The sequence below is a fragment of the Paenibacillus sp. FSL H8-0104 genome (genome assembly GCF_038050215.1).
In the GTDB taxonomy this organism is placed as follows: domain Bacteria; phylum Bacillota; class Bacilli; order Paenibacillales; family Paenibacillaceae; genus Paenibacillus; species Paenibacillus amylolyticus.
The window spans coordinates 6,005,115-6,029,657 of sequence record NZ_JBBOTC010000001.1 but is presented as its reverse complement, the minus strand read 5'-3'; the positions used below and the strand labels follow the sequence as shown (position 1 = coordinate 6,029,657).

General features: G+C 51.4%; 6 protein-coding genes. 3 read left to right on the top strand and 3 right to left on the bottom strand.

The window, feature by feature from the left end; genetic code table 11:
• The first annotated feature begins 82 nt into the window (after positions 1–82).
• Positions 83–18,976 (top strand): non-ribosomal peptide synthetase, encoded by an 18,894-nt coding sequence (locus NST38_RS26590; RefSeq protein WP_341344183.1) that lies wholly within the window; start codon positions 83–85, stop codon positions 18,974–18,976.
• Positions 18,977–19,309: 333 nt separating this feature from the next.
• The gene (locus NST38_RS26585; protein ID WP_211084984.1) at positions 19,310–20,404 is read left to right on the top strand and encodes a hypothetical protein; all 1,095 of its coding nucleotides are present in this window, start codon (positions 19,310–19,312) and stop codon (positions 20,402–20,404) included.
• A gap of 161 nt (positions 20,405–20,565) precedes the next feature.
• On the opposite strand, the gene NST38_RS26580 is transcribed toward NST38_RS26585, so the two are convergent.
• Both NST38_RS26580 and NST38_RS26575 read right to left on the bottom strand, forming a co-directional pair.
• Positions 20,566–21,240, bottom strand: coding sequence for a VOC family protein (locus NST38_RS26580; RefSeq protein WP_341344182.1), 675 nt, complete (start codon positions 21,238–21,240; stop codon positions 20,566–20,568).
• Between the two features lie 20 nt (positions 21,241–21,260).
• Positions 21,261–22,142, bottom strand: a complete 882-nt coding sequence (locus tag NST38_RS26575) for a LysR family transcriptional regulator (RefSeq protein ID WP_341344181.1) — start codon at positions 22,140–22,142, stop codon at positions 21,261–21,263.
• A gap of 168 nt (positions 22,143–22,310) precedes the next feature.
• Between NST38_RS26575 and NST38_RS26570 the strand changes: the two genes are divergently transcribed.
• Positions 22,311–23,492, top strand: coding sequence for an MFS transporter (locus NST38_RS26570; protein WP_341344180.1), 1,182 nt, complete (start codon positions 22,311–22,313; stop codon positions 23,490–23,492).
• Between the two features lie 36 nt (positions 23,493–23,528).
• On the opposite strand, the gene NST38_RS26565 is transcribed toward NST38_RS26570, so the two are convergent.
• Positions 23,529–24,497, bottom strand: coding sequence for a helix-turn-helix transcriptional regulator (locus NST38_RS26565; protein ID WP_341344179.1), 969 nt, complete (start codon positions 24,495–24,497; stop codon positions 23,529–23,531).
• Between the last annotated feature and the right edge of the window lie 46 nt (positions 24,498–24,543).

Here is a 24,543-nt window from a genome sequence, read left to right as displayed (position 1 = left end):
CGCTTTTCGGCGGGCGGCTTCCTGCTGATATTCAGGTATAAAGCCTATCTACAAACAATCTCTAATACGGGAGTGTGTCGATGTGAGAGAGAATACGAACAAGCAATATGGATTAACGCAAGCCCAGCGCCGGATATGGTTCATGGAAATTATGAATCCGGGCACATCCATCACGATGCTTTCCGCGACCTACCAGATTACGGGCGAGATCGACACCAAGCTGCTTGAGCAAGCGGCGGCAGAGATTGTCAAAACCTATGACGCTTTCCGAATCCGCATTAGCGGGGATATGCAGAATCCAACGCAGTGGTTCGAAGAGCTGGAGAATGTCCAAACCAGGATAAGCCACCTCGAAATAGGCACAACCGAACAATTCTATGCTTGGGTGAAAGAAGTAACCGAAAAACCGGCGAGTGTGTTCGACGAACACCTCTATCAATTTACGATGATCCATTTTGCGAACGGCCAAGTATGGCTTAATTTGACTATAAATCATATCATCGCCGATGGCTTGTCCGTCACTGCTTTGCTGCATGCGGTGATGGAAAAATACCTGGAACTGCGCAATGGCATCTTCAGCAGTTACCAGGCCCCATCCTATCTGGATTATATTTCAACTGAGCATGAATATGAGCAATCGCAGCGTTATCAAAAAGGCAAGGAATATTGGCTAACCAAGTACAAGACTTTGCCTGAAACGAGCGGCATTAAATCGGTTCCGCCATTCTCGATTGGCAGCGAATCGAATAAACGTTCCATCACTTTGGATGGTTCCCGCTATGACCGCATTCTGGCTTTTAGCGAACAATATCAGGTTAGTTTATATACGTTATTTTTGTCCGCCATGTACGTCTTATTGTATAAGCTGACCGACAGCACCGATGTTCCAGTCGGCACGGTTTTTGCCAATCGCACCAGCAAGAAGGAAAAAGAAACGATCGGTATGTTCGTCAGCACCGTGGCTACGCGGATTAGCCTGAATCCAGTTGAGTCCGTGCTTTCCTTGATCCAAACGGTTTCCAAGGAAAATACGGCGGATCTGCGGCATCAGAAATATCCTTATAACCAACTGATCCAGGATTTACGTGAACAACACGGCCGCAACGATCTTTCGGAGTTGTTCCGCACGTCACTTGAATATCTGCCTTTGAAAATCGTGGAGTATGAAGAAATCAAGGTACGTCTGGAGGCTCACTTTGCTAGGCACGAGATGGACGATCTACTGCTGCGCTTCGACCATATGCTGAATGAAGGCCATGTCATTCTCCATGCTTCCTATCGTACCGGCCTGTTCGAGACGACCGAGATTGATCGCATTATGGAGCAGTATGTAACCGTTTTGGACCAGTTTCTTGAGACTCCCGAACTGCGGGTGCGCGAGATTTCTCTGTTGAGCGATGAGGAGAGACACCGTATTCTGGACGTGTTTAACCCGCCGGTGGCAGCACTGAGCGAGGGAATAGCGTTTCATCGGTATGTCAAAAAGTTTGCCCGAGACATTCCGGATCACCCGGCAGTTGTTTACATGGACAAAAAGCTGACTTACGGCGAATTGAACAAACGCGCTGAGCGGCTGGCTGCGCTCCTTCGTGAACAGGGCGTGGGAAGGGAGACGATTACGGGGATCTGGGCAGAGCGTTCGGTGGAACTGCTGGTCGGTGTGCTCGCCGTATGGAAAGCCGGCGGAGCTTATGTACCGCTGGACCCCGATTATCCGGCGGAGCGGATTGAGTACATGCTCAGCGATAGCGAAGCATCGGTGCTGCTTACGCAGCGTCATCTGTTGGAGGGGGCCGGAGGTTGGCTGGCCGATGACCGGCTGAAGCTTCAAGCAGTCTATGCGATGGACGATGAACAGATGTATAACGGGGATACCTCAGCCGTGGAATTTGAATTTGCTGACAGTGCCCCGCAAGACTTGGCTTATGTGATTTACACCTCCGGTACGACGGGACGCCCAAAAGGCGTCATGATCGAGCATGGTAGTCTAGTGAATACGGCAGATGCGTACCGCCGTGAGTACCGGTTGGATCAGTTCCCGGTGCGGTTGCTGCAACTGGCGAGCTTCTCGTTTGACGTGTTCGTTGGAGACATCGCGCGGACGCTGTATAACGGAGGAACGATGGTAATTGTGCCAAAGGATGACCGGATTGATCCGAACCGCTTATACGGCTGGATTCGGGACCAAAACATTACGGTATTTGAATCGACACCTGCGCTCATCCTACCGTTCATGCAGCATATTTATGAAGAAGGACTGGACGTCAGCTCCATGCAGTTGCTGATTACCAGCTCGGATGCTTGCAGTGTCACCGATTACCGATTGCTTCAGGAAAGATTCGGCGGACAATTCCGCATCATCAACAGCTACGGCGTTACCGAAGCGGCCATTGACAGCAGTTTTTACGATGAGCCGCTGGACAAGCTGCCATCGTTGGGTCATGTGCCGATCGGCAAAGCCTGGCTGAACGCCCGGTTTTACATTGTAGATGCCGGGTTAAAGCCGGTTCCTGTAGGGGTTCCGGGGGAGCTTGTCATCGGCGGCGCTGGGGTGGCGCGCGGGTATTGGAACCGTCCGGACCTAACCACCGAGAAGTTTGCAGACAGCCCGTTTGTGCCTGGAGAACGTCTGTATCGGACAGGAGATTTGGCCCGCTGGCTGGAAGACGGCAACGTTGACTTCATCGGCCGGATCGACTATCAGGTGAAGATTCGCGGGTTCCGGATCGAACTCGGCGAAATTGAAACGGCCCTGCTCAGTTTCCCGGGGGTCAAGCAGGCTGTGGTGACTGACCGTACGGATGAGCAGGGGCAAAAGTATTTGTGCGGTTACGTGGCGGGGGATATTTCCTTGCAGCTGAGCGATCTGCTGTCCCAATTGAAGCAAGAGCTGCCGGCCCATATGGTCCCGGCCCGACTGGTGTCTCTTGATCAGCTTCCGCTCACACCGAATGGCAAGATTGACCGTAAAGCGCTACCTGAGCCGACCGGAGAGATAGAAGCCGGCCGTGAGTATGTGGCTCCTCGCACAACGCTGGAAACAAGACTTGCTCTTATTTGGCAGCAGGTGCTGGGTATTGCGCGAGTTGGAGTCCAAGACGATTTCTTTGACCTGGGTGGTCATTCCTTGCGGGCCTCCGCGCTTGTTTCCAAGATTCGAAAAGAGCTGCAAGTCGAGGTTCCGCTGCGGGACGTTTTCCGCTACACCACGATCGAACAGCTTGCCCAAAGAATTAGCGGTTTAAAGCAGCAGGAAACCTATGAGATTATAAAGGCGGCAGAGGCCGAGTATTATCCGGTTTCATCCGAGCAAAAGCGTCTGTACGTCCTGCGCCAGCTTGACGCGGCCGAGCGTAGCTATAATATGTCAGCGGCGCTTCTTCTCGAAGGCAAGCTGGACCGCACGCGCGTAGAGTACGCGTTCCGGGCCCTGATTCAGCGCCATGAGACGCTGCGTACCGGGATCGAGCAGGTTCAAGGTGAGCTTGTGCAGCGCATCTATGACGAGGTGGAGTTTGCTGTAGATTATTTCCAGGCGAGCGAGCGAGAAGTGGACCAAGTGATGGAAGCATACTTTCACCCGTTTGATCTGACCAAGCCGCCACTTCTTCGCATCGGCCTGATCGAAGTCGCCGAGGATCGCCACATCCTGTTGTTCGATATGCATCACATCGTCTCGGATGGCATCTCGACAGCATTGCTTTTCGACGAGTTCAGCCGCCTGTATAGGGGTGAGGAGCTGGCTCCGTTGCGTATTCAATACAAAGATTATGCCGTTTGGCAGCATTCCGAAGCCTACGGGCAGTTGATCCAGCCGCAGAAGGAGTACTGGCTGGAACAGCTGTCGGGCGAGCTGCCTGTATTGGAACTGCCGACGGACTTCCCGCGGCCTGCGGTGCAAAGTTTTGACGGCCGGACCGTGAAGTTTGATATTGGGAAAGAACGGACGGAAAAGCTGAAAGAACTGGCCGCACGGACGGGCACGACCCTGTACATGGTGCTGTTGTCTGCTTACTCTATCCTTATGCATAAATATTCGGGTCAGGAAGATCTGATCGTGGGAACGCCGATTGCCGGAAGAACGCAGGAAGAAGTGCAGCCAATCGTAGGTATGTTTATCAACACGCTTGCCATTCGCAGCCATCCGGAGCGTTCCAAGCCGTACCTTAAGTACCTGGAAGAAATGAAGGAAATCACACTTGGGGCTTTTGAACACCAAAATTATTTGTTCGAAGATTTGGTGGAAAGTCTTCATATTCCGCGCGCGACCGGCCGGAATCCGCTCTTTGATACGTTCTTCTCTCTGCAAAATACGGAGAATGAGCAAATTGTCATCGAGGGGCTGGAGCAATCGTTTTATCCGTTGGAAAACCGAACGTCCAAGTTCGAGCTGCTTCTGGATATTTCGGAGCTGGATGGTCAGCTCGAATGCCGGTTGGAGTACGCTACGGCTTTGTATAAACAGGAGACCGCGGAGCGGTTCGCCAGACATTATGACAAGCTACTCGAAACTATCGCAACAGCGCCGGAAGGGGATATTGCTTCGCTGGAAATGCTAACCGAGCAGGAAATCCGTGAACTGGTGCGCGGTTTTAATGATTCGGAGGCAGACTACCCGCGTCAGCAGACGATTCATGGCTTGTTCGAAGAGCAGGCGAAGCTTTACCCGGATAACGTGGCCGCCGTCATGAATGAGCGGCAGTTGAGCTACCACGAACTGAACGAGCGATCCAACCGCCTTGCGCGTAAGCTGCGGGAGACAGGAGTCGAAGCGGATCAGTTGGTAGCGATTCTGGCCGAACGTTCACTTGATATGGTCGTCGGCATTCTGGCGATTCTCAAAGCGGGCGGAGCCTACGTGCCTGTCGATCCCGACTACCCGGAGGAACGCATCCGCTTCATGATTGAGGATTCGGGCGCACCGTTATTGCTGATTCAAAAGCATTTGCATGAGAAGACCGACTTCACAGGAACGCGCCTTGAATTGGACGATTTCGTTTGGAGCGACAAAGGTGCGGACTCCGCTGGTGCGCTGGACGCTTCGAATCTAGAACCGATTTCCGGGCCGGGTAACCTGGCTTATGTCATCTACACATCGGGAACGACCGGCAAACCCAAAGGCACGTTGATTGAGCATAAAAACGTCGTGCGCCTTTTGTTCAACGACAAGAACCTGTTCGACTTTGGGCCGTCCGACACGTGGACGTTATTCCACTCGTTCTGCTTCGATTTCTCCGTCTGGGAGATGTACGGGGCACTTCTGAATGGAGGAAAGCTGGTTATCGTACCGCCGCTTACGGCGAAAAATCCGGCCGAGTTCCTGGCACTGCTGAGCCGCGAACAGGTCACGATTTTGAACCAGACGCCAACATATTTCTACCAACTGCTGCGTGAGGTTTTAGCGGACCATCCGTACAATCTGCGGATTCGCAACGTCATCTTTGGCGGCGAAGCACTCAGCCCGCTGTTGCTCAAGGGTTTCAAGACGAAGTACCCGGAGACAAAGCTGATCAATATGTACGGTATTACCGAAACGACGGTTCACGTGACGTATAAGGAAATTACATGGATCGAGATGGAGGCGGCAAAGAGTAATATCGGCAAGCCGATCCCGACGCTGAGCGTGTATGTTCTGGATGAAAACCGTCGTCCTGTTCCGATCGGCGTAGCAGGCGAAATGTACGTGGCCGGTGAAGGCCTGGCAAGAGGATACCTGAATCGACCGGATTTGACGGCGGAAAAGTTCGTTGATTCCCCGTTTGCGGAGGGGGAAAAACTGTACCGTTCGGGTGACTTGGCGGCCTGGCTACCGGACGGCAACATTGAATACCTCGGCCGGATCGACCATCAGGTCAAAATCCGCGGGTACCGGATTGAGCTGGACGAAATCGAGACGCAACTTCTGAACGTGGAGGGCGTGGAAGAAGCGGTGGTGCTCGCCCGTCAGGACAACGAAAGAGAGAAGGCACTTGTTGCCTACTTTGTTGCAGACCGGATGCTGACAGTCAGCGAAATGAGAACCTCGCTGGCACAGGGAATGCCGGGATACATGATCCCGTCGTATTTCGTGCAGCTGGAGCGCATGCCGCTGACGTCTAACGGCAAAGTGGACCGCAAAGCGCTGCCGGAGCCGCAAGGTAGCCTGCAAACGGGCGTCGAATACGTAGCTCCTCGTAACCTTACGGAGTCCCAGCTTGTGAAGATCTGGGAGGAAGTGCTGGGCAACTCCGGCATTGGAGTCCTGGACAATTTCTTTGAGCTCGGAGGGCATTCCTTGCGGGCGACAAACCTTGTCAGCAAGATTCGGAAGGAAATGAACGTTGAACTTCCGCTGCGCGATGTGTTCCGCTATATGACGGTAGAATCTATGGCAGAAGCTATTGCCAGCTTGAAAGAATCGCAGCACAGCTCGATTCCAAAAGCGGAAGAGAAAGCGTACTATCCAGTTTCCTCTGCGCAAAAAAGGCTGTATGTCCTGCACCAGCTAGATAGCTCGGAGCTGAATTACAACATTCCGAGCGCCTTGCAATTGAAAGGGAATTTGAACGAGGCCAAAGTGGAAAAGGCGCTGACTACTTTGGTGGCCCGACACGATATGCTGCGCACGGGTTTTGAAATCGTGAATGGAGAGCCGGTTCAGCGTATTCATCCGCTCGTAGATTTCAAGGTCGAGAAGCTTCAAGCAAGCAAAGATCAGGTCGCGGCCATTCTGGAAGGTTTCATTCAGCCTTTTGACTTGACCCAGCCGCCTTTGCTGCGCGCCCTGCTGATCATACTTGAGAAAGAGAAATTCCTGCTGGCGCTGGATATGCATCATATTGGTTCGGACGGTCTTTCCATGGACGTGCTGCTACGCGAATTTGTGGGGCTTTACAATGGGGAAGAATTGCCGGAGCTACGGATTCAATACAAGGATTACGCCGTTTGGCAGCAATCCGACGAGCAATGTCAGCGTATCAAACGGCAGGAGGAATACTGGCGCGGGGTATTCAGCTCCGAGCTTCCGGTTCTTGAGCTGCCTCTTGACTTTTCCCGCCCAGCCGTCCGGCAGTTTGACGGTCAAACGCTCACGTTCGCGCTGGATGCGGAGAAAAGCGAAGCTCTAAAACGGCTTGCCGGAGATTCGGGGGCGACGCTGTACATGCTTCTGCTGGCTGCTTACTCCGTATTGCTTCATAAATACGCGGGACAGGAAGATATCGTAGTCGGCACTCCGATTGCCGCTCGTTCTCACGCCGACCTGCAACCGATTATCGGCATGTTTGTCAATACGCTGGCCCTTCGCTTGGGTCCGACGGCAGAGCAGACGTTCCTGGATTACTTGCAGGATGTGAAGGAAACGACGCTTGGAGCCTACGAGCACCAGGACTATCCGTTCGAGGAGCTGGTAGAAGCTCTTCAGGTGAGCCGGAATTTAAGCCGGAATCCGTTGTTTGACACCATGTTTTCTTTGCAAAAGCACGAAAGCCTGGATTTAGCCCTGGAAGGCTTGCAATGGTCGCTGTTTGACATCGAGGAAAAGAGAGCAAAGTTTGATCTTAGCCTGGATATCGTGGAAGAGGGTAACGAGCTGGTTTGCAAGATCGAGTACGCTACCTCGTTGTTTAGACAGGAAACGATGGTACGGCTGGCGGGTCATTACGAGCAGCTTTTGGCATCGATCCTGGCTCAGCCGGGTGCGACGATCTCGGATTTGAACATCTTGAAGGACAGCGAAAAGCATGATTTGCTGGTCGGGTTTGCCGTGTCGTCTTCGGCTCTGGCGAAGCAATCCGCCTTAGAGGGTCCAGGCTTGGAAGCGGATGAGTCGTGGAGAGAGAGAACGATCCACGAGCTGTTCGAGGAGCAAGCAGAGCGAACGCCTGAGCAGGTGGCCGTTGTCTATGAGGACAGCAGCCTGACTTACCGGGAGTTGAACGAGCGGGCGAACCGGCTGGCGAGATCCTTGCGTGCCTCTGGCGCGCAGGCCGATCAGCCGATCGCGATCATGGCCGAGCGCTCGCTGGAGATGATTGTCGGCATCTATGCGATCTTGAAGGCCGGGGGCGCCTACGTGCCGATCGACCCGCAATTCCCGCTGGAGCGCATCCGCTACATGCTCGAAGATTCGGGCGCTAGGCTGCTGCTGATTCAGAGCCATTTGCGGGAAAGCGCGTCATTTACCGGGACAGAGCCACTTGGCGGTCTATCGCTCGTCGATCTGAACGATCCATCCGCGTATGACGAAGACGGCTCGAACCTGGAGCCGGCGAGCGGACCGGAGCACTTGGCCTACGTCATTTACACATCGGGCTCGACAGGCAAGCCCAAAGGCGTCATGGTGGAGCACCGTCCGGTGATCAACCGGCTGCTGTGGATGCAGAATGCATACCCGATCGACTCCAGGGATACGATTCTGCAAAAGACGGCGATCACCTTCGACGTTTCCGTGTGGGAGCTGTTTTGGTGGGCTTGGACGGGGGCCAAAGTTTGCTTGCTGCCGCCGGGCGGAGAGAAGAATCCCGAGACGATTCTGGACACGATCGAACGGCAAGCCGTCACGACGATGCACTTTGTGCCGTCGATGCTGCACGTCTTCCTCGAATATGTCGAGCGTCAGCCGAGCGAAGATCTGGGTAACAAGCTGTCTTCGCTGAAACGGGTGTTTGCAAGCGGGGAAGCGCTGGCGACATCGCATGTGAGCCGGTTCTGGCAGTGGATTTCGTCATCCGTGAATCAAGCGCAGCTGATCAACCTTTATGGGCCTACGGAAGCGACGGTTGATGTCTCGTACTACGAATGCGGACCGGAAGAGGCGTATGTATCGGTGCCGATCGGCAAGCCGATCTCGAACATCCGGCTGCATATTGTCAAGGAAGGGACGACAGCGCTGCAGCCGGTCGGCGTGCCGGGCGAGCTGTGCATCGCGGGCGAAGGTCTGGCTAGAGGCTACTTGAACCGTCCCGAGCTGACCGCGGAGAAATTCGTAGAATGTCCGTTTGCGCCGGGCGGGCGGATGTACCGGACGGGCGATCTGGCCAGATGGCTGCCGGACGGCAACATCGAGTATATGGGCCGGATCGACCATCAGGTGAAAATCCGCGGGTACCGGATCGAACTCGGCGAGGTGGAGGCACAGGTCCTGAAAGCGGCGTCCGTCCAAGAGGGGGTTGTCATCGCCAGAGAGGACGAAGCCGGTCAGAAGCAGCTCTGCGCGTACTTCGTGGCGGACAAGCCGCTTGCGGCGAGCGAGCTGCGAAGCGCGCTGGCGGAGGATCTGCCTGCGTACATGATTCCGTCCTACTTCGTGCAGCTGGAGCGGATGCCCCTCACACACAGCGGGAAGCTCGACCGCAAGGCGCTGCCCGCACCGGAAAGCAGTATGCTCGTTGGAACGGAATACGTGGCACCCCGGACGGCGGCGGAGCAGACGTTGGTTGCGGTGTGGCAAAAGGTGCTGGGAACGGGTCGTCCGATCGGCGTGATGGACAATTTCTTCGAGCTCGGCGGGGATTCAATTAAATCGATCCAGGTGTCGTCCAGGCTACATCAGGCCGGGTACAAGCTGGAAATTAAGCATTTGTTCAAATATCCGACCGTAGCGGAATTAAGCCCGTATCTCCAGTCGGTCTTAAGACGCGCCGATCAGGGGGCAGCTACGGGAGAGACGGGGCTGACGCCGATTCAGCGCTGGTTCTTCGAGCAGTCGTTCGCCGAGCTGCACCACTTTAACCAGGCGGTGATGCTGTACCGGGAGGAAGGCTATGACGAAGCGGCACTTCGTCAGGCCGTGCGGAAGCTGGCCGAGCATCACGATGCGCTGCGCCTCGTCTTCAGCCGGACCGTGAGCGGGTATGCGGCATGGAACCGGGCAATCGAGGAAAGTGACGGCGAGCTCTACAGCCTAGAAGTGATCGATTTCCGCGGAATGACGGACTGCGCGCAGGCGATCGAAGCCAAGGCGAACGAGCTTCAGCGCAGCATTGACCTGCAGGCAGGGCCTTTGCTGAAGCTCGGCTTGTTCCGTTGTGCGGATGGAGATCATCTGCTGATCGCGATCCACCACTTGGTCGTAGACGGCGTATCCTGGCGGATTCTGCTTGAGGATTTTGCTGCCGGCTATGAGCAGGCGCTGCAAGGGCAGCTGATCCGTCTGCCGCTCAAAACGGATTCATTCCAAACGTGGGCGAAACAGCTCGCTGATTATGCGAATGGTCCGGCGATGGAAAGCGAGAGAGCGTATTGGCAGCATATCGAGCAATTGACCTATGAGCCGCTTCCGAAAGATTTTGAACAAGGCAGATCCAAGCTGAAGGACAGCGGGATCGTGACCGTCCGCTGGACGGCGGAGGAAACCGAACAGCTGCTGAAGCAGGCACACCGTGCTTACCATACGGAAATGAACGATTTGCTGCTTGCCGCGCTTGGCCTCGCGGTACAAGCTTGGAGCGGTCGGGAACGCGTGCTGGTGAATCTCGAAGGCCACGGTCGGGAAGAACTTTTGCCGGATGTGGACATTACGCGGACGGTAGGCTGGTTTACAAGCCAATTCCCTGTCGTTCTGGAGCCGGGTCACGTCCAGGCGCTCGGTCATCAGGTGAAACAGGTGAAAGAAAGCTTGCGCCGCATTCCGAACAAAGGAATCGGCTACGGCATCCTGCGTTATTTGTCGGCGCCGCATGACGGCGAGCGCTTTGCTTTAGAGCCGGAGATCAGTTTTAACTATCTGGGTCAGTTCGACCAGGATTACGAAAGCAGCGGCTCGCAGCCTTCTCCGTTCAGTCCGGGCTCCGATTCAAGCCCGAATGCTGTGATGAATTATGTCCTCGATATCAACGGTGTGGTATCGGAAGGCGTGTTGGAACTTACGATCCGTTATGGGGAAACCCAGTATCAACGGGAGACGGTTGAGCGCCTGGGCACCCTGCTTCAATCGAGTTTGCGTGAAGTCATCAGCCATTGCGTATCGAAAGAGCGGCCGGAGCTTACGCCTAGTGACGTACTGCTTCAAGATGTGACGGTGGAGGAACTGGAGCGGCTGTCAGAACATACGACGGCACTCGGCGAACTGGAGAATGTATACACCCTGACTCCGCTGCAAAAAGGGATGTTGTTCCACAGCTTGCTGGATGCCGATTCGGAAGCCTACTTCGAACAGGTGACCTTCGATCTGTATGGAAGCCTGAATGTGGAAGCCTTCACCCGCGGATTGGATACGCTGGTACAGCGAAATGAGGCGCTGCGGACGAACTTTATTACCGGCTGGAGAGACGAGCCGATTCAAGTGGTATTCCGCGAGCGGAAATGTGAAGTATACTTCGAAGATATTCGCTTAGTAAGCGATGAAGACCCGGAGAAGACGATAGCCGATTTTGTCAGCGCGGATAAAGCGAACAAGTTCGATTTGGCTCAAGGCTCTCTGATGCGCGTTACAGTTTTGCGTACGGGCGACGAGTCCTACCAAGTGATCTGGAGTCACCATCACATTTTGTTGGACGGCTGGTGCATGTCCTTAATGATCAAGGAAGTGTTCGACACCTACTTCGCGTTCCAGGAGCAGCGGACGCTGGAGCTTCCTCCGGTTACCTCGTACTCCCGATATATCGAATGGCTGGAAGCTCAAGATGTAGCGAAAGCTTCGGGTTACTGGTCGGAGTATTTGGCGGGTTACGATCAGCAGACCAAGCTGCCGCAGGAGAGAACGCAGCTGAAACAGCATACTTTTGAAATGGCTGAAATCGATGTGGAACTCAGCAAGGGACTGACTGGGCAAATCGAGCGGGTGGCGCGCCAGCATCAGGTGACGCTTAATACATTCATGCAGACCGTATGGGGACTGGTTCTGCAGGTATACAACAACAGCGATGATGTTGTATTTGGCTCCGTCGTATCCGGGCGTCCAGCGGAGATTCCGGGTATCGAAAGCATGATCGGTCTGTTTATTAATACGATCCCCGTCCGTATTCAAGGCAAAGCCGAGGAGACGGTAGCCGATATTTTGAGAAAAACCCAGGATCAAGCGCTGACATCGGGAGCTTACGAAACGTTCCCGCTCTTCGAAATTCAGTCGCTGAGCGAGCAAAAGCGCGACTTGATCAACCATATTATGGTCTTTGAAAATTATCCGATGGAAGAACAGATTGAGCAGGTTGTCGGCGGAGGCCAAGAAGCGCTGAAAATCGCTAATATCCAATCGCCGGAACAAACGAACTACGATCTGGACATTACGGTCATTCCGGAAGAGCATATTTTGCTGCGGTTTACGTACAATGCACTGACATTCAGAGATCAAGACATCAGGCAGATCCACGGTCATTTTGCCCGTGCATTGGAGCAGGTTGCGGCTAATCCGAATGTTCGTGTACATGAGTTAGAGCTTTTGACGGCGGCGGAAAAAGAAGAAATTGTCGGCGTGTTTAATCCGGTGCAGCCGGAAGTGGCTCCTGTGGCAGCGTTCCATCGACTGTTCGAGGAACAGGCGGAACGCACGCCGGAAGCGGAGGCCATCGTATACGAGAAGGATCGGCTGACGTATGCGGAGCTGAACGAGCGGGCGAACCGCCTGTCGACCACGCTACGTGCAAGCGGAATAGGCCGGGAGACCATCGTTGGCATTCTCGCCGAGCGTTCGGTCGATTTGCTGGTGGCCGTGATGGCCGTCTGGAAAGCGGGAGGGGCGTATGTACCGCTTGACCCGGATTATCCGGCGGACCGCGTGCGGTTCATGCTGGAAGACAGCGGAGCGAAGGTACTGCTGACACAAACGCTGCTGCGAGAGCGTGCCGAATCCTGGCTCGGCGAAGAGGAACTAGCACTGGAGAAGGTGCTGTATCTCGATGACGAAACGTCATACAGCGAAGATCGAGCGAATGCACCAATGGACTTCGGCCAAGGCTCCAGCATGGTTTCAGGTCTGATCTCCAGCGAGCTGACGGGTGCTGTGAACTACCGTAATGAGAGTCAACCAAATGATGTTGATGTTGTCGGCATGGACAGCTTTCATGAAGCCCGTCCGGAGGACTTGGCGTATGTCATCTACACGTCGGGAACGACGGGCAAGCCAAAAGGCGTGATGATCGAGCACCGCAGTCTAGTGAACACGGCGGCGGGTTACCGGCGGGAATACCGGTTGGATCAGTTCCCGGTAAGGCTGTTGCAGCTCGCCAGCTTCTCGTTTGACGTATTCGTGGGCGATATCGCGCGGACGTTGTACAACGGCGGCACGATGGTCATTGTACCGAAGGACGATCGGATTGATCCGTCTCGTCTGCACTACTGGTTAGAGCGGGAGCAAGTTACGATCTTTGAATCAACACCAGCACTGATCGTGCCGTTCATGGAATACGTGCATGAGCAGGGGCTAGAGTTAAGCAGTATGGAGCTGTTGATTACAAGCTCGGACAGCTGCAGTGTGGCAGATTACCGGACCTTACAGGAACGGTTTGGCTCGTTGTTCCGCATCATCAACGCCTACGGCGTGACGGAAGCGGCAATTGACTCCAGTTTCTATGACGAGCAGTTGGCGAAACTGCCGCAGACAGGCCATGTGCCGATTGGCAAAGCGTGGTTGAATGCGAAGTTTTACATCGTGGATGCACATCTGAACCCGGTGCCAGTCGGCGTGCTGGGCGAATTGGTTATCGGCGGATTCAGTGTGGCGCGCGGGTACTTGAACCGTCCAGAGCTGACGGATGAGAAGTTTGTAGACAGTCCTTTCACCGCTGGTGAGCGACTGTATCGCACAGGAGACTTGGCGCGGTGGATGGAGGACGGCAACGTGGACTTCATCGGGCGGATCGATAACCAGGCAAAAATCCGGGGCTACCGGATCGAGACGGGCGAAGTCGAAGCAAAGTTGCTGAGTGTAGGTGGCGTGAAGGAAGCGGTCGTTGTTGTCAGGGAAGATCAAGAAGGGCAGAAAGCGTTGTGCGCTTATTATACAGTGGAAAAAGGCTTGACGGCGGCAGATTTGAAACGGGCGATCTCCAGCGAGCTACCGGGATACATGATTCCGTCGTATTTCGTCGAACTGGAGCAATTGCCTCTAACGCCAAATGGGAAAATTGACCGGAAGGCGCTGCCAGCGCCGGAAGGGGGAGCAGGCGGAGGCCGCGAATACGTGGCACCGCGCACCGAACTGGAGGCAAAACTGGCCGTCATTTGGCAGGAAGTGCTTGTTCGGGAGAAGGCGGTAGGCGTAACGGACAACTTCTTCGACCTCGGAGGACACTCCCTGCGGGCGACAACACTTGTCAGCAAAATGCATAAGGAGCTGGGCGCCCAATTCCCGCTTCGCGACGTATTCCGCTACTCGACAGTTGAGGAAATGGCTGTGGCTATGGAGCATTTGGAGATCGGCTCGTTTATGGCTATTCCGGCTGCGGAACCTAGCGAGTATTATCCGCTCTCTTCTGCGCAGAAACGTCTCTATATTTTGAACCAGCTGGAAGGAGGCGAGCTGAGCTACAACATACCAGGAGCTATGCTGCTCGAAGGGCAGCTCAACCGGCAGCAGTTTGAAGAAGCATTCCGCGGGCTTGTAGCTCGTCATGAAACGCTGCGTACCGGCTTTGAGATGGTTGAGGGCGAAGCGGTTCAGCGGATTTACGAAGAAGTCACCTTCCAGGTGGAATATGTGCAGATCAGCGGGGAGCAGGCGGAAGAAACGGTGCGCCAATTTGTTCGTGCGTTTGATCTAGCGAAGCCGCCACTTCTGCGGGTGGGCATTGCCGAACTCGCGCCGGACCGGCACATCCTGATGTTCGATACACATCATATCGTATCGGACGGCGTTTCAATGGACGTACTGATCGAAGAGTTTGTGCACTTGTACAGCGGGGAGCCGCTCAAGCCACTCCGCATTCAGTACAAAGATTATGCAGTATGGCAGCAATCGGACGAGCAGAAAACGCAGCTTGCCAAGCAGGAAGCCTACTGGATTGACATGTTCCGCGGAGAACTGCCAGTTCTGGAAATGCCGACGGACTATCCGCGCCCTGCTATGCAGAGCTATGAGGGCCGCACGCTGCAATTGTTTATGAATATTGAGAAAAGCGAAGGTCTGAAACGGCTTGCAGCTGAAAACGGCGCAACGCTTTACATGGTTCTGCTTGCGGCGTATAACGTGCTTCTGCATAAATATTCAGGTCAGGAAGACGTGGTGGTTGGTACGCCGATTGCGGGCAGAAATCACAGTGACGTTCAACCGCTGATCGGGATGTTCGTTAATACATTGGCCATCCGCAGTTACCCGGCTGCCGGTAAAACGTTCCTTGACTACTTGAAGGAAATCAAGGAGACAACGCTTGGTGCTTTTGAACATCAGAATTATCCGTTTGAGGAACTGGTGGATAAGGTAAACGTGGCTCGTGATCTACGCCGTCATCCACTGTTTGATACGATGTTTGCTTTGCAGAATACAGAAAATGTGGAAATTCAGCTTCCGGGACTGCATCTGTCGACGTATGCCAGCGAAGAAATTGTTTCCAAATTCGATCTCAGCTTGGACGTCACCGAGATTGAGGACGGCTTGGAATATCTGTTTGAATACGCCACAGCTCTATACAAAACCGAAACGGTGGAGAAATTGGCTGTTCACTACTTGCAGCTGCTTGAATCCATTCTCTGCAACCCGTCGGCGACTATTGCCGAGCTGAACTTGTTAACGGCAGAGGAAAAAGAGCAGATTGTCGGCGCGTTTAACCCTGCGCAACCGGAACAGGCTCCTATGGCAGCGTTCCATCGACTGTTCGAGGAACAGGCGGAACACACGCCCGAAGCTGAAGCTGTCGTTTACGAAAACGATCGGCTGACGTATGTGGAGCTGAACGAGCGGGCGAACCGTCTGTCGGCCACGCTGCGCGCAAGCGGCATCGGTCGGGAGGAGATTGTTGGCATTCTCGCCGAGCGTTCGGTCGATTTGCTGGTGGCCGTGATGGCCGTCTGGAAAGCGGGAGGGGCGTATGTGCCGCTTGACCCGGATTATCCGGCAGACCGTGTGCGGTTTATGCTCGAAGACAGCGGAGCGAAGGTGCTGCTGACGCAAACGCCGCTGCGAGAGCGTGCCGAAGCCTGGCTCGGTGAAGAGGAACTGGCACTGGCGACGGTGCTGTATCTTGACGACGAAACGTCATACAGCGAGGAACGAAGCAATGTGCCAATGGACTTTGGCCAAGGCTCCAACAGTGCTCCCGATCGAGTCAACGGCAAGCTAACGGGGGCTGTGAACGGTGATGGCGAGAGTCATCCAAATGATGTTGATATTGTCGGTATGGACAGCTTCCATGAAGCCCGTCCGGAGGATCTGGCGTACGTCATCTACACGTCGGGAACGACGGGCAAGCCAAAAGGCGTGATGATCGAGCATCGCAGCCTAGTGAACACGGCAGCGGGCTACCGACGGGAATACCGGTTGGATCAGTTCCCGGTGCGACTGCTGCAACTCGCAAGCTTCTCGTTTGATGTTTTCGTGGGCGATATCGCACGCACGTTGTATAACGGAGGCACCATGGTCATTGTACCGAAGGACGACCGGATTGATCCGTCTCGTCTGCACCACTGGATAGAGCAGGAGCAAGTGACGATCTTTGAATCAACACCAGCACTGATCGTGCCGTTTATGGAATACGTGCATGAGCAGGGGCAAAAGTTAAGCGGTATGGAGCTGTTGATCACAAGCTCGGACAGCTGCAGTGTAGCGGATTACCGTACCTTGCAGGAGCGGTTTGGCTCGTCGTTCCGCATCATTAACGCCTATGGTGTGACGGAAGCGGCAATTGACTCCAGTTTCTATGACGAAGAATTGGCGAAACTGCCGCAGACAGGCCATGTGCCGATTGGCAAAGCGTGGTTGAATGCGAAGTTTTACATCGTGGATGCACATCTAAATCCTGTTCCAGTCGGTGTGTTGGGCGAACTGGTCATCGGCGGCGTTGGGGTAGCACGTGGGTACTTGAACCGTCCAGAGCTGACGGAAGAGAAGTTTGTAGATAGCCCTTTCACCGCGGGTGAGCGGTTATATCGCACGGGAGATTTGGCGCGGTGGATGGAGGACGGCAACGTGGACTTCATCGGCCGGATCGACAATCAAGCGAAAATCCGGGGCTACCGGATCGAAACGGGTGAGATTGAGTCGCAGCTGCTGCGGGTGGTAGGTATACGCGAAGCGGTGGTGCTGGTTCGAAGTGATGCGAACGGTCAAAAGGCGCTGTGCGCCTACTACACAACGGATATCGAACTGACGGCGGCCGACCTGAAACGAGCGATCTCCAGCGAGCTGCCAGGTTACATGATCCCGTCGTACTTTGTGGAGCTGGAGCATTTACCTCTGACACCAAACGGGAAAATCGACCGGAGAGCGCTGCCGACGCCGGAAGAGGGAGCAAGTGCAGGACGCGAATACGTGGCGCCGCGCACCGATCTGGAGACGAAACTGGTCTCCATCTGGCAGGACGTGCTTGGGTCAGTTACGATTGGTGTGACGGACAACTTCTTCGACCTCGGCGGTCACTCGCTGCGGGCGACGACGCTGGTCAGCAAGGTGCACAAGGAGCTGCACGTGGACCTGCCACTACGCGATGTATTCCGGTACTCGACTATTGAAGCGATGGCTGAAGTGATTAGCCGATTGGAGCAGCAGGAGTTTCTTTCCATTCCGGTTCTGGATAAAAGGGAGTATTATCCGCTTTCCTCTGTGCAAAAGCGGCTGTACATCCAGCAGCAGATGGAAGGGGCCGAGCTTAGTTACAACATGTCCGGCATGACGGTTCTCGTCGGGCGCTTGGAGCGGAATCAATTCGAGGCGGCGCTCAAAGGATTAATCGCTCGTCACGAAGTTTTGCGAACCGGCTTCGAAATGGTCGACGGCGAACCGGTACAACGTATTTATTCGGACTTGGAGTTTGCCGTCGAGTATACAAAGGCGACGGAAAGTGAAACGAAAAGCATTGCGGATGCCTTTGTACGTGTCTTTGATTTGGAGCAGCCGCCGCTGCTGCGTGTGGGCTTAGTTGAATGGGAAGCGGAACGTCATCTGCTTATGCTGGACATTCATCATATCGTCACGGATGGCATGTCGATGGGTATCTTCATCGAAGAGCTGCTACGCCTGTATAACGGTGAGACGCTGGAACCGCTTCGGATTCAATACAAGGAATTTGCCACTTGGCAGCAGTCCGAACCTGTAAAAGAACGGCTGAAACGCCAGGAAGCCTACTGGCTGGACATGCTGGAAGGTGAACTGCCAACGCTTGAGCTACCTACGGACTTTGTCAGATCTGCCGCTCGCAGCTTTGAGGGAGATGTGCTGCCTTTCAGTATCGACAAGCAGATGACGGACAACTTGCAGCGCATTGCCGATGAGAACGGTGTTACCCTATATATGGTGTTATCGGCGGCCTATTCAATCCTGCTCAGCAAGTACTCGGGACAAGAAGATTTCATTGTAGGCACACCGGTTTCGGGCCGCACACATGCCGACCTGGAGCCGCTCATCGGAATGTTTGTCAACACGTTGGCGATTCGCCATTATCCATCCGGGGAGAAGACGTTCCTTGTTTACTTGAACGAAGTCAAAGAAACGATGCTGGGGGCCTACGACCACCAGGATTATCCGTTTGAAGAGCTTGTGAAAAAGCTGCAGGTGCCGCGAGATCAAAGCCGCAATCCTGTATTTGATGTCATGTTTGCGCTGGAAACGAAGGAAGATAACGTTCAAAACTTCGGGGATATCCAGATCGAATCTTATCCGGAAACGCAAGCGGTTTCCCAATTTGACCTTACCTTGGTCATTTCGTTGCTGGATGAGGGAATGAACGGGCAGTTTGAATATGCGACGAAGTTGTTTACGCGCAATCTGATCGACAATTTCGCTCAGGACCTGCTCGTGATCATCACCCAAATTGGCGAACAGCCTTCGGTGCTGCTCAAGGATATTTCCCTGAACGGCCAATCCGAACAGGAGCAAGATGAGCTAGAGGCTATTGATATTATTTTCTAATCTTTATCCGGCTTGGGTGTATGCCGTATTGCTCTCGGTACGCATCCTGCCGGTTTTTAAAAAAAAAATGAAAGGGGAAAATCTACCACAGGAATCTAACATCAAGTGCCACAACTTTTTTAACACCTGACAGGAAATATACAAACAGAACTATAAAGAAAGTCTCGATATAAGATCGAGCTTCTTTTGTTGCTTGTATATGTAATCTTTTTAATATTAATGAAAAGAATTTGTTCGCCATACATTCACCCTGCTCCAAATTAGAAAAATGAATGATAATACAAATATAATCAGCAGCTTATAAAATATACATGAAATTAAGGAGTGTTTTAATTGGGAGTGAATGAGAAAAGATTTTCCGGAAATTTATTAGTTATAACAGAATTTATGGATGATTATTTTACTTGTAAGAATATTACGCCATCAGCCTTAACATCTTTAACCTCAGCACTGAAAGGCTTTTTCAGAACATATAATACTCTTCATAATTTTTATTTCAATCTAAATAATTTCACAGAAGCACAAGAGAAACAATTATGTGAGTTTACAGACTACCATGAAAATTACATGCAAGCTATTATTCACTTTCATCATTTCATAGAACTAGTTATTAAAGATGCACTAAGGTTCCATAATGAACATCTCGCCAACAAGTTAGGAGATAGTAAAATAAACGAGGCTGCATTGCTTCAGCATTTAAGAGATGGAAGAGATATTGGTGAGATAAAATTCAAGGACATGTCGGTCGAATATAATATAGCTTTGAAAAGAGCACTGGAATTGCCAAACAGCTCAATAAAGGGGATTTTAATGCAGCATAAAGAAGCTTTAGAAGAGATTAATATATTAAGGAATATGTTGTTGCATCGAGGAGCACGCTTTTTACTTTATAGGCAACTAGATGAATTCGTTGTTAGAACAATTCTTCCGTTAGTTCAAGATATACTTTATAAATGTGAAGAACTGTGGAATGGTGAAGAAATAAAAGAGTATTGGTGCTATGATTACGAGAATTGCGATATTGATCCAATACAATATCTTGCTAATATGCCTAAAGAGGGATTTATAGATCATAGAGCGATTGCTTTCTATAAAGCGGTTGGATTAGCACTTTACCAAAGGCCACTGGAAAGATCTCTGGAAAGTATCTATGAAGAAGATTTAATGAGAGTAATTTACGATTTAAAAGATAAATCGAAAAAAACTTGTTTTGTATGTAGCTATGATACTCTTTTCCTTTATCCTGATATAGATTACTCTTCTGCTCATAAACTTAATAAAGGGAAGCATTACTTTAACTCTTGTAAAGCAGTTTGCACTAAATGTGGCCTGAAACTTTATAATGATGTAAATGAACCAGCGGATTATGGTATTAATGAGGATGAAGGGCGTATTTGGGAATATACACACTTAATTGAAATCAATTAAATGTGTCCGGATCGTCTGAATTATATATTTTAAAATTGCAATTGTATTTCATCGATGAGACAAAATGAGGGTTCCAATAACAGCTGTCATTGGAACCCTTTTTCGACTGTGATGTAAAAATGAAATCCAGTGTTCCGAGATAAATAAACACACTCTCTACTTTAATTAGAAACAATAGAGTACAATTCATTCTGCAGCGATACTCCTCCGGTCTGCCCAGTTTCCACCTTCACCTCTGTAACAAATACACCAGGCATACGTCCGTCTGGGAACCAAGGCATCTGTTTATCAATGACAATAAACATGCCTTCTGCATCACCCGTGGGGGAGAATTGTTTTCCGTCTCCGGCAAATGGTTCAAGTTGATAATGCTCATTCAATGTGTTCATTGTCTCAGGAACATCATCGACAGGCAGACCGATTTCACTAATACATAACAGATGCTTCGCTTCAAAAGCTTCATCAACTCCATTATCTAGTGAATGGTGAGCGATAAATTCCATCAAGTTGCCGCTTGGATCATAAAAATAGAAGGCTGTTGCATCCCAGTAGGGGAAATAGAATTCATCTTGTCCATCTTTGGATAGCAATGAAATGTTACGGTCTTGAGCCCATCTTTTTGCATCAGCAAGTTTATTCGTTGGAATCGTAAATGCTACATGATAGTAGGGCTTTTCTTGTTCTGGCGCCTTCTTGAAAGAGAGGACCGAGTTCCCCGCACGGAATGAAACGCATGTTGCATTATCCTCCACAAGATCCAGTTCCAGTAGTGTACCGTAAAACTCTTTTATGGCCTCGACCTGATGTGTCAACAAACCAACTTCTCTTATTATCATTTCATTATCCTCCTTTAATCTCACCTTTGATTGAAATACTCGATTGTTTTCTCAATAAATGCCTTGGCCGATTGCGTCAGGTAACGGTCGGACCGATGGATGATCTCAAAGTGCCGGTATGGCGGATCGTCTGTAATTCGGATGCAACGTAGCGTGGGCTCATTCATGGCTTGGATCAGAGGATAAGGCAGCAGTGTTCCTCCAACGTTGGCTTTGACCAGGCTAATGATGGAGGTTGCTGAACTGGTCTCCATGATGGTATTTAGGCTAAATCCATATTTACGGCAATAGCCGTCGACCAATTCTCTGCCTGTAAATCCTTCGGGAAACATCACCGTTTGGATATTACGTAGCTCCTGAATTTCAATTGTGCTTCGTTCAGCCCAATCATGATTCTCGGATACGACCAGTACATATTCTTCACTGCACAAAGGAATGCGCACAAGCCGCCTATCCGGGGCAGACGTGATCTCGATGCCGATGTCGACTTCATTTTCCAACACTTGATTTACGACATAGATCGAAGAGATAACCTTCAATTGCACCTTGGGGAATCGGGCATGAAAATCAACGAGCAACGGAGTGATACGGTAATCCAAATCCGACGGAAGAACACCAATAACCAATCGTCCCCGCTGATCATTCCGAAATTCAGCTAGCGCATCCTGGGTATTCTGTAAATGCCGGATCATCTGTACACAGTGCTCCAGAAACAGAGTGCCTGCCTGGGTCATCACTATTTTTTTGCCGACACGGTCAAACAAAGGAACACCGAGTTCATCCTCCAACCCACGTATCTGTTGACTCAACGTAGGTTGAGATATGCCAAGTTTCTCAGCTGCCCGTGTAAAATGAAGCTCCTCACACACTGTAATAAAGTTTTCCATTTGACGAATCTCCATGAATTCACCTCTGATCATTGGTTTTGGTAATCATTTTAATAGAAACAATAGTATTGTTCAATCATTATAATGAATCTATACTTAATCGTGCAACACTCAAAGATCCTGACATTAACAAATAGGATCTTTGGTGAAGGCAAGAATACTACTCCCATGAGGTGATCCATAATGAAACTTTTTTATATTGTATTGGCGCTTATTCTGGCTTCACTGAACTTAAGACCACCGATTACTTCCATTTCTCCTCTGATGAGTACCATACAGAATGATCTGGGTTTGAGCGGCATGACCGCCAGTCTTTTAACTACACTACCGGTATTATGTATGGGCATATTCGCTCCATTCTCTGTAAGACTAAGTAGAAGGTGGGGGAACGAAGGTGCCATTGTGCTGGCTTTAATCCTTATTGGGATAGGTACGGGATTACGATTGTTTGTAGGCGCAACTCCGTTGATGATGTTCACTTCTTTTCTGTCAGGTGTAGGGATTGCATTGGCAGGGCCGCTGTTGTCCAGCTTCATTAAGCAGTATTTCCCTAACCGAGTGGCAGCCATGGTCGGCATCTATTCAACAGCAATGGTGATGGGGGCCAGCATTAGTGTGGGATTATCGGTTCCGCTTCAGCATACGTTGGGTGAATCTTGGAGAGGTTCTTTGGCTACATGGGCATTACTCGCTGCCATTGCATTGCCAATCTGGTTAAAATTAGCTTGGTCTGCGCGTACAGAGCGGCAATCCGGACAAACTTCGGCTGTAGTCCATGCACCACTTCCGGTGAAGAACAGGCGTGCATGGGTGCTGACACTGTTCTTCGGATTGATGGCCGCGATCTTCTATTCATTAACCGCCTGGCTTGCACCAGCCATTCAGAGCCATGGATATAGCCAAGAGACTGCTGGCAACATTCAAACGTTATTTACATTGATATCACTGCCCTCAACGTTATTCATTCCCATGCTTGTACATCGGTACCAAAAACGTGTCTTCTGGCTTGTTGGATGTGCGATGTTGGAGTTAATAGGTGTCCTGATGCTGAATCTCTCTGTCAGTCCGTGGCTCGCTGCGATTCCGCTCGGGATTGGTGCAGGTGGACTGTTCCCGATTGCACTTATGTTGCCGATTGATGAGACAAACAATGCTCAGGAAGCAAGTAGCTGGTCGGCTATGACTCAATCTGGTGGCTACATTCTTGGAGCACTTGGACCGCTGGCGATTGGTTGGCTCCGCGATCTAACAGGCAGCTTTGTGCAAGCATTTTATGGTTTGGCTATCATCATCGTGTTGCAGATTATCGTTCAAGTTGCTATTGGCAATAAAAAAAGTTTAAAAGTTAGCCAGGAGCAGAGCTAAAAGGCATGTAAAGTAAAATGGATAGAAATATGATCTTTATACATGATCCAACAAGTCCAGATAGTACTGCCTTAATGCTTTCTGTAAGATGACGGGCTCCATAATCTTAATCGATTTACCATAGCCTGCAAGATATCTCACTATGAAATCAAGCTCGTGAGGTTCATACGAACCGACAAGATACATGTGTCCCATCTGCTCGATGATCTGCATAGATGGGAAATGTTCTTGCTGGAATAGCTCCATCCCGGCTTCATCAATCAGGCATTTGAATGGAATTGCTTGTTCCGATGGTTTCCATAGAGATTGGGCATCCTGTGAATAGAGTTCCTTTACATGAGTTAAAGGTTCAATCTCCGTTGTTTCGGCTGAAATGATGCGGTCGCAGCGAAATACACGATACGCTTGTTTATGCAGATCATAGGCCTGGCAATACCAATAACCTTTCCTGGTATAGAGCGCGATGGGTTGAATGGTGCGGATATTGGTGTTTGTAGAAGATGGCCTTTGATCAGAGGATCTACGCTGATTAGCGTACGTAATCTGAATCACTATATTCTGCACAGCAGCCATCAACAGAAATTCCAAATGTGCACTATCGCGGATCTGCTCGGTATGTTGGAAGTAAACCCGGTGTTGGATGTTCTCAATATCCTGTCGTTGCTTGTCGGATAACGCGTTCATAAATTTCTCATGAATGGTACGGAAAGAGATTTGAAAGGGTAGGCTGGAGAAGCTGCGAAGAGCCTGCATCGCAAAATATAGGGCATGAAGCTCCCCCGTATTAAACGAAATGGGAGGCAGCTGCATCTGTTGCAACAGTCGATATCCGCCGTAGCGTCCATATTCGACATAGATGGGCGCACCTAACTCTTCCAATGAAGTGATATCTCTTAACGCGGTTCGTTTGGAGATCTGGAACTCCTGCATGAGATCTTGCAGGGTGAACTGTTGTTTTTGGTTAATAAAGCGCAGCATCTGGTTCATACGTTCTGATTTTTTCATATCAAACCCTCTTAATGGTGCCATAGATTGGCACCTTTCGTTGTTA

Coding starts and splice junctions, on each gene's coding strand:
- NST38_RS26580 (WP_341344182.1), bottom strand. CDS start 21,240: ATGATAATAAGAGAAGTTGGTTTGTTGACACATCAGGTCGAGGCCATA.
- NST38_RS26575 (WP_341344181.1), bottom strand. CDS start 22,142: ATGGAGATTCGTCAAATGGAAAACTTTATTACAGTGTGTGAGGAGCTT.
- NST38_RS26570 (WP_341344180.1), top strand. CDS start 22,311: ATGAAACTTTTTTATATTGTATTGGCGCTTATTCTGGCTTCACTGAAC.
- NST38_RS26565 (WP_341344179.1), bottom strand. CDS start 24,497: ATGAAAAAATCAGAACGTATGAACCAGATGCTGCGCTTTATTAACCAA.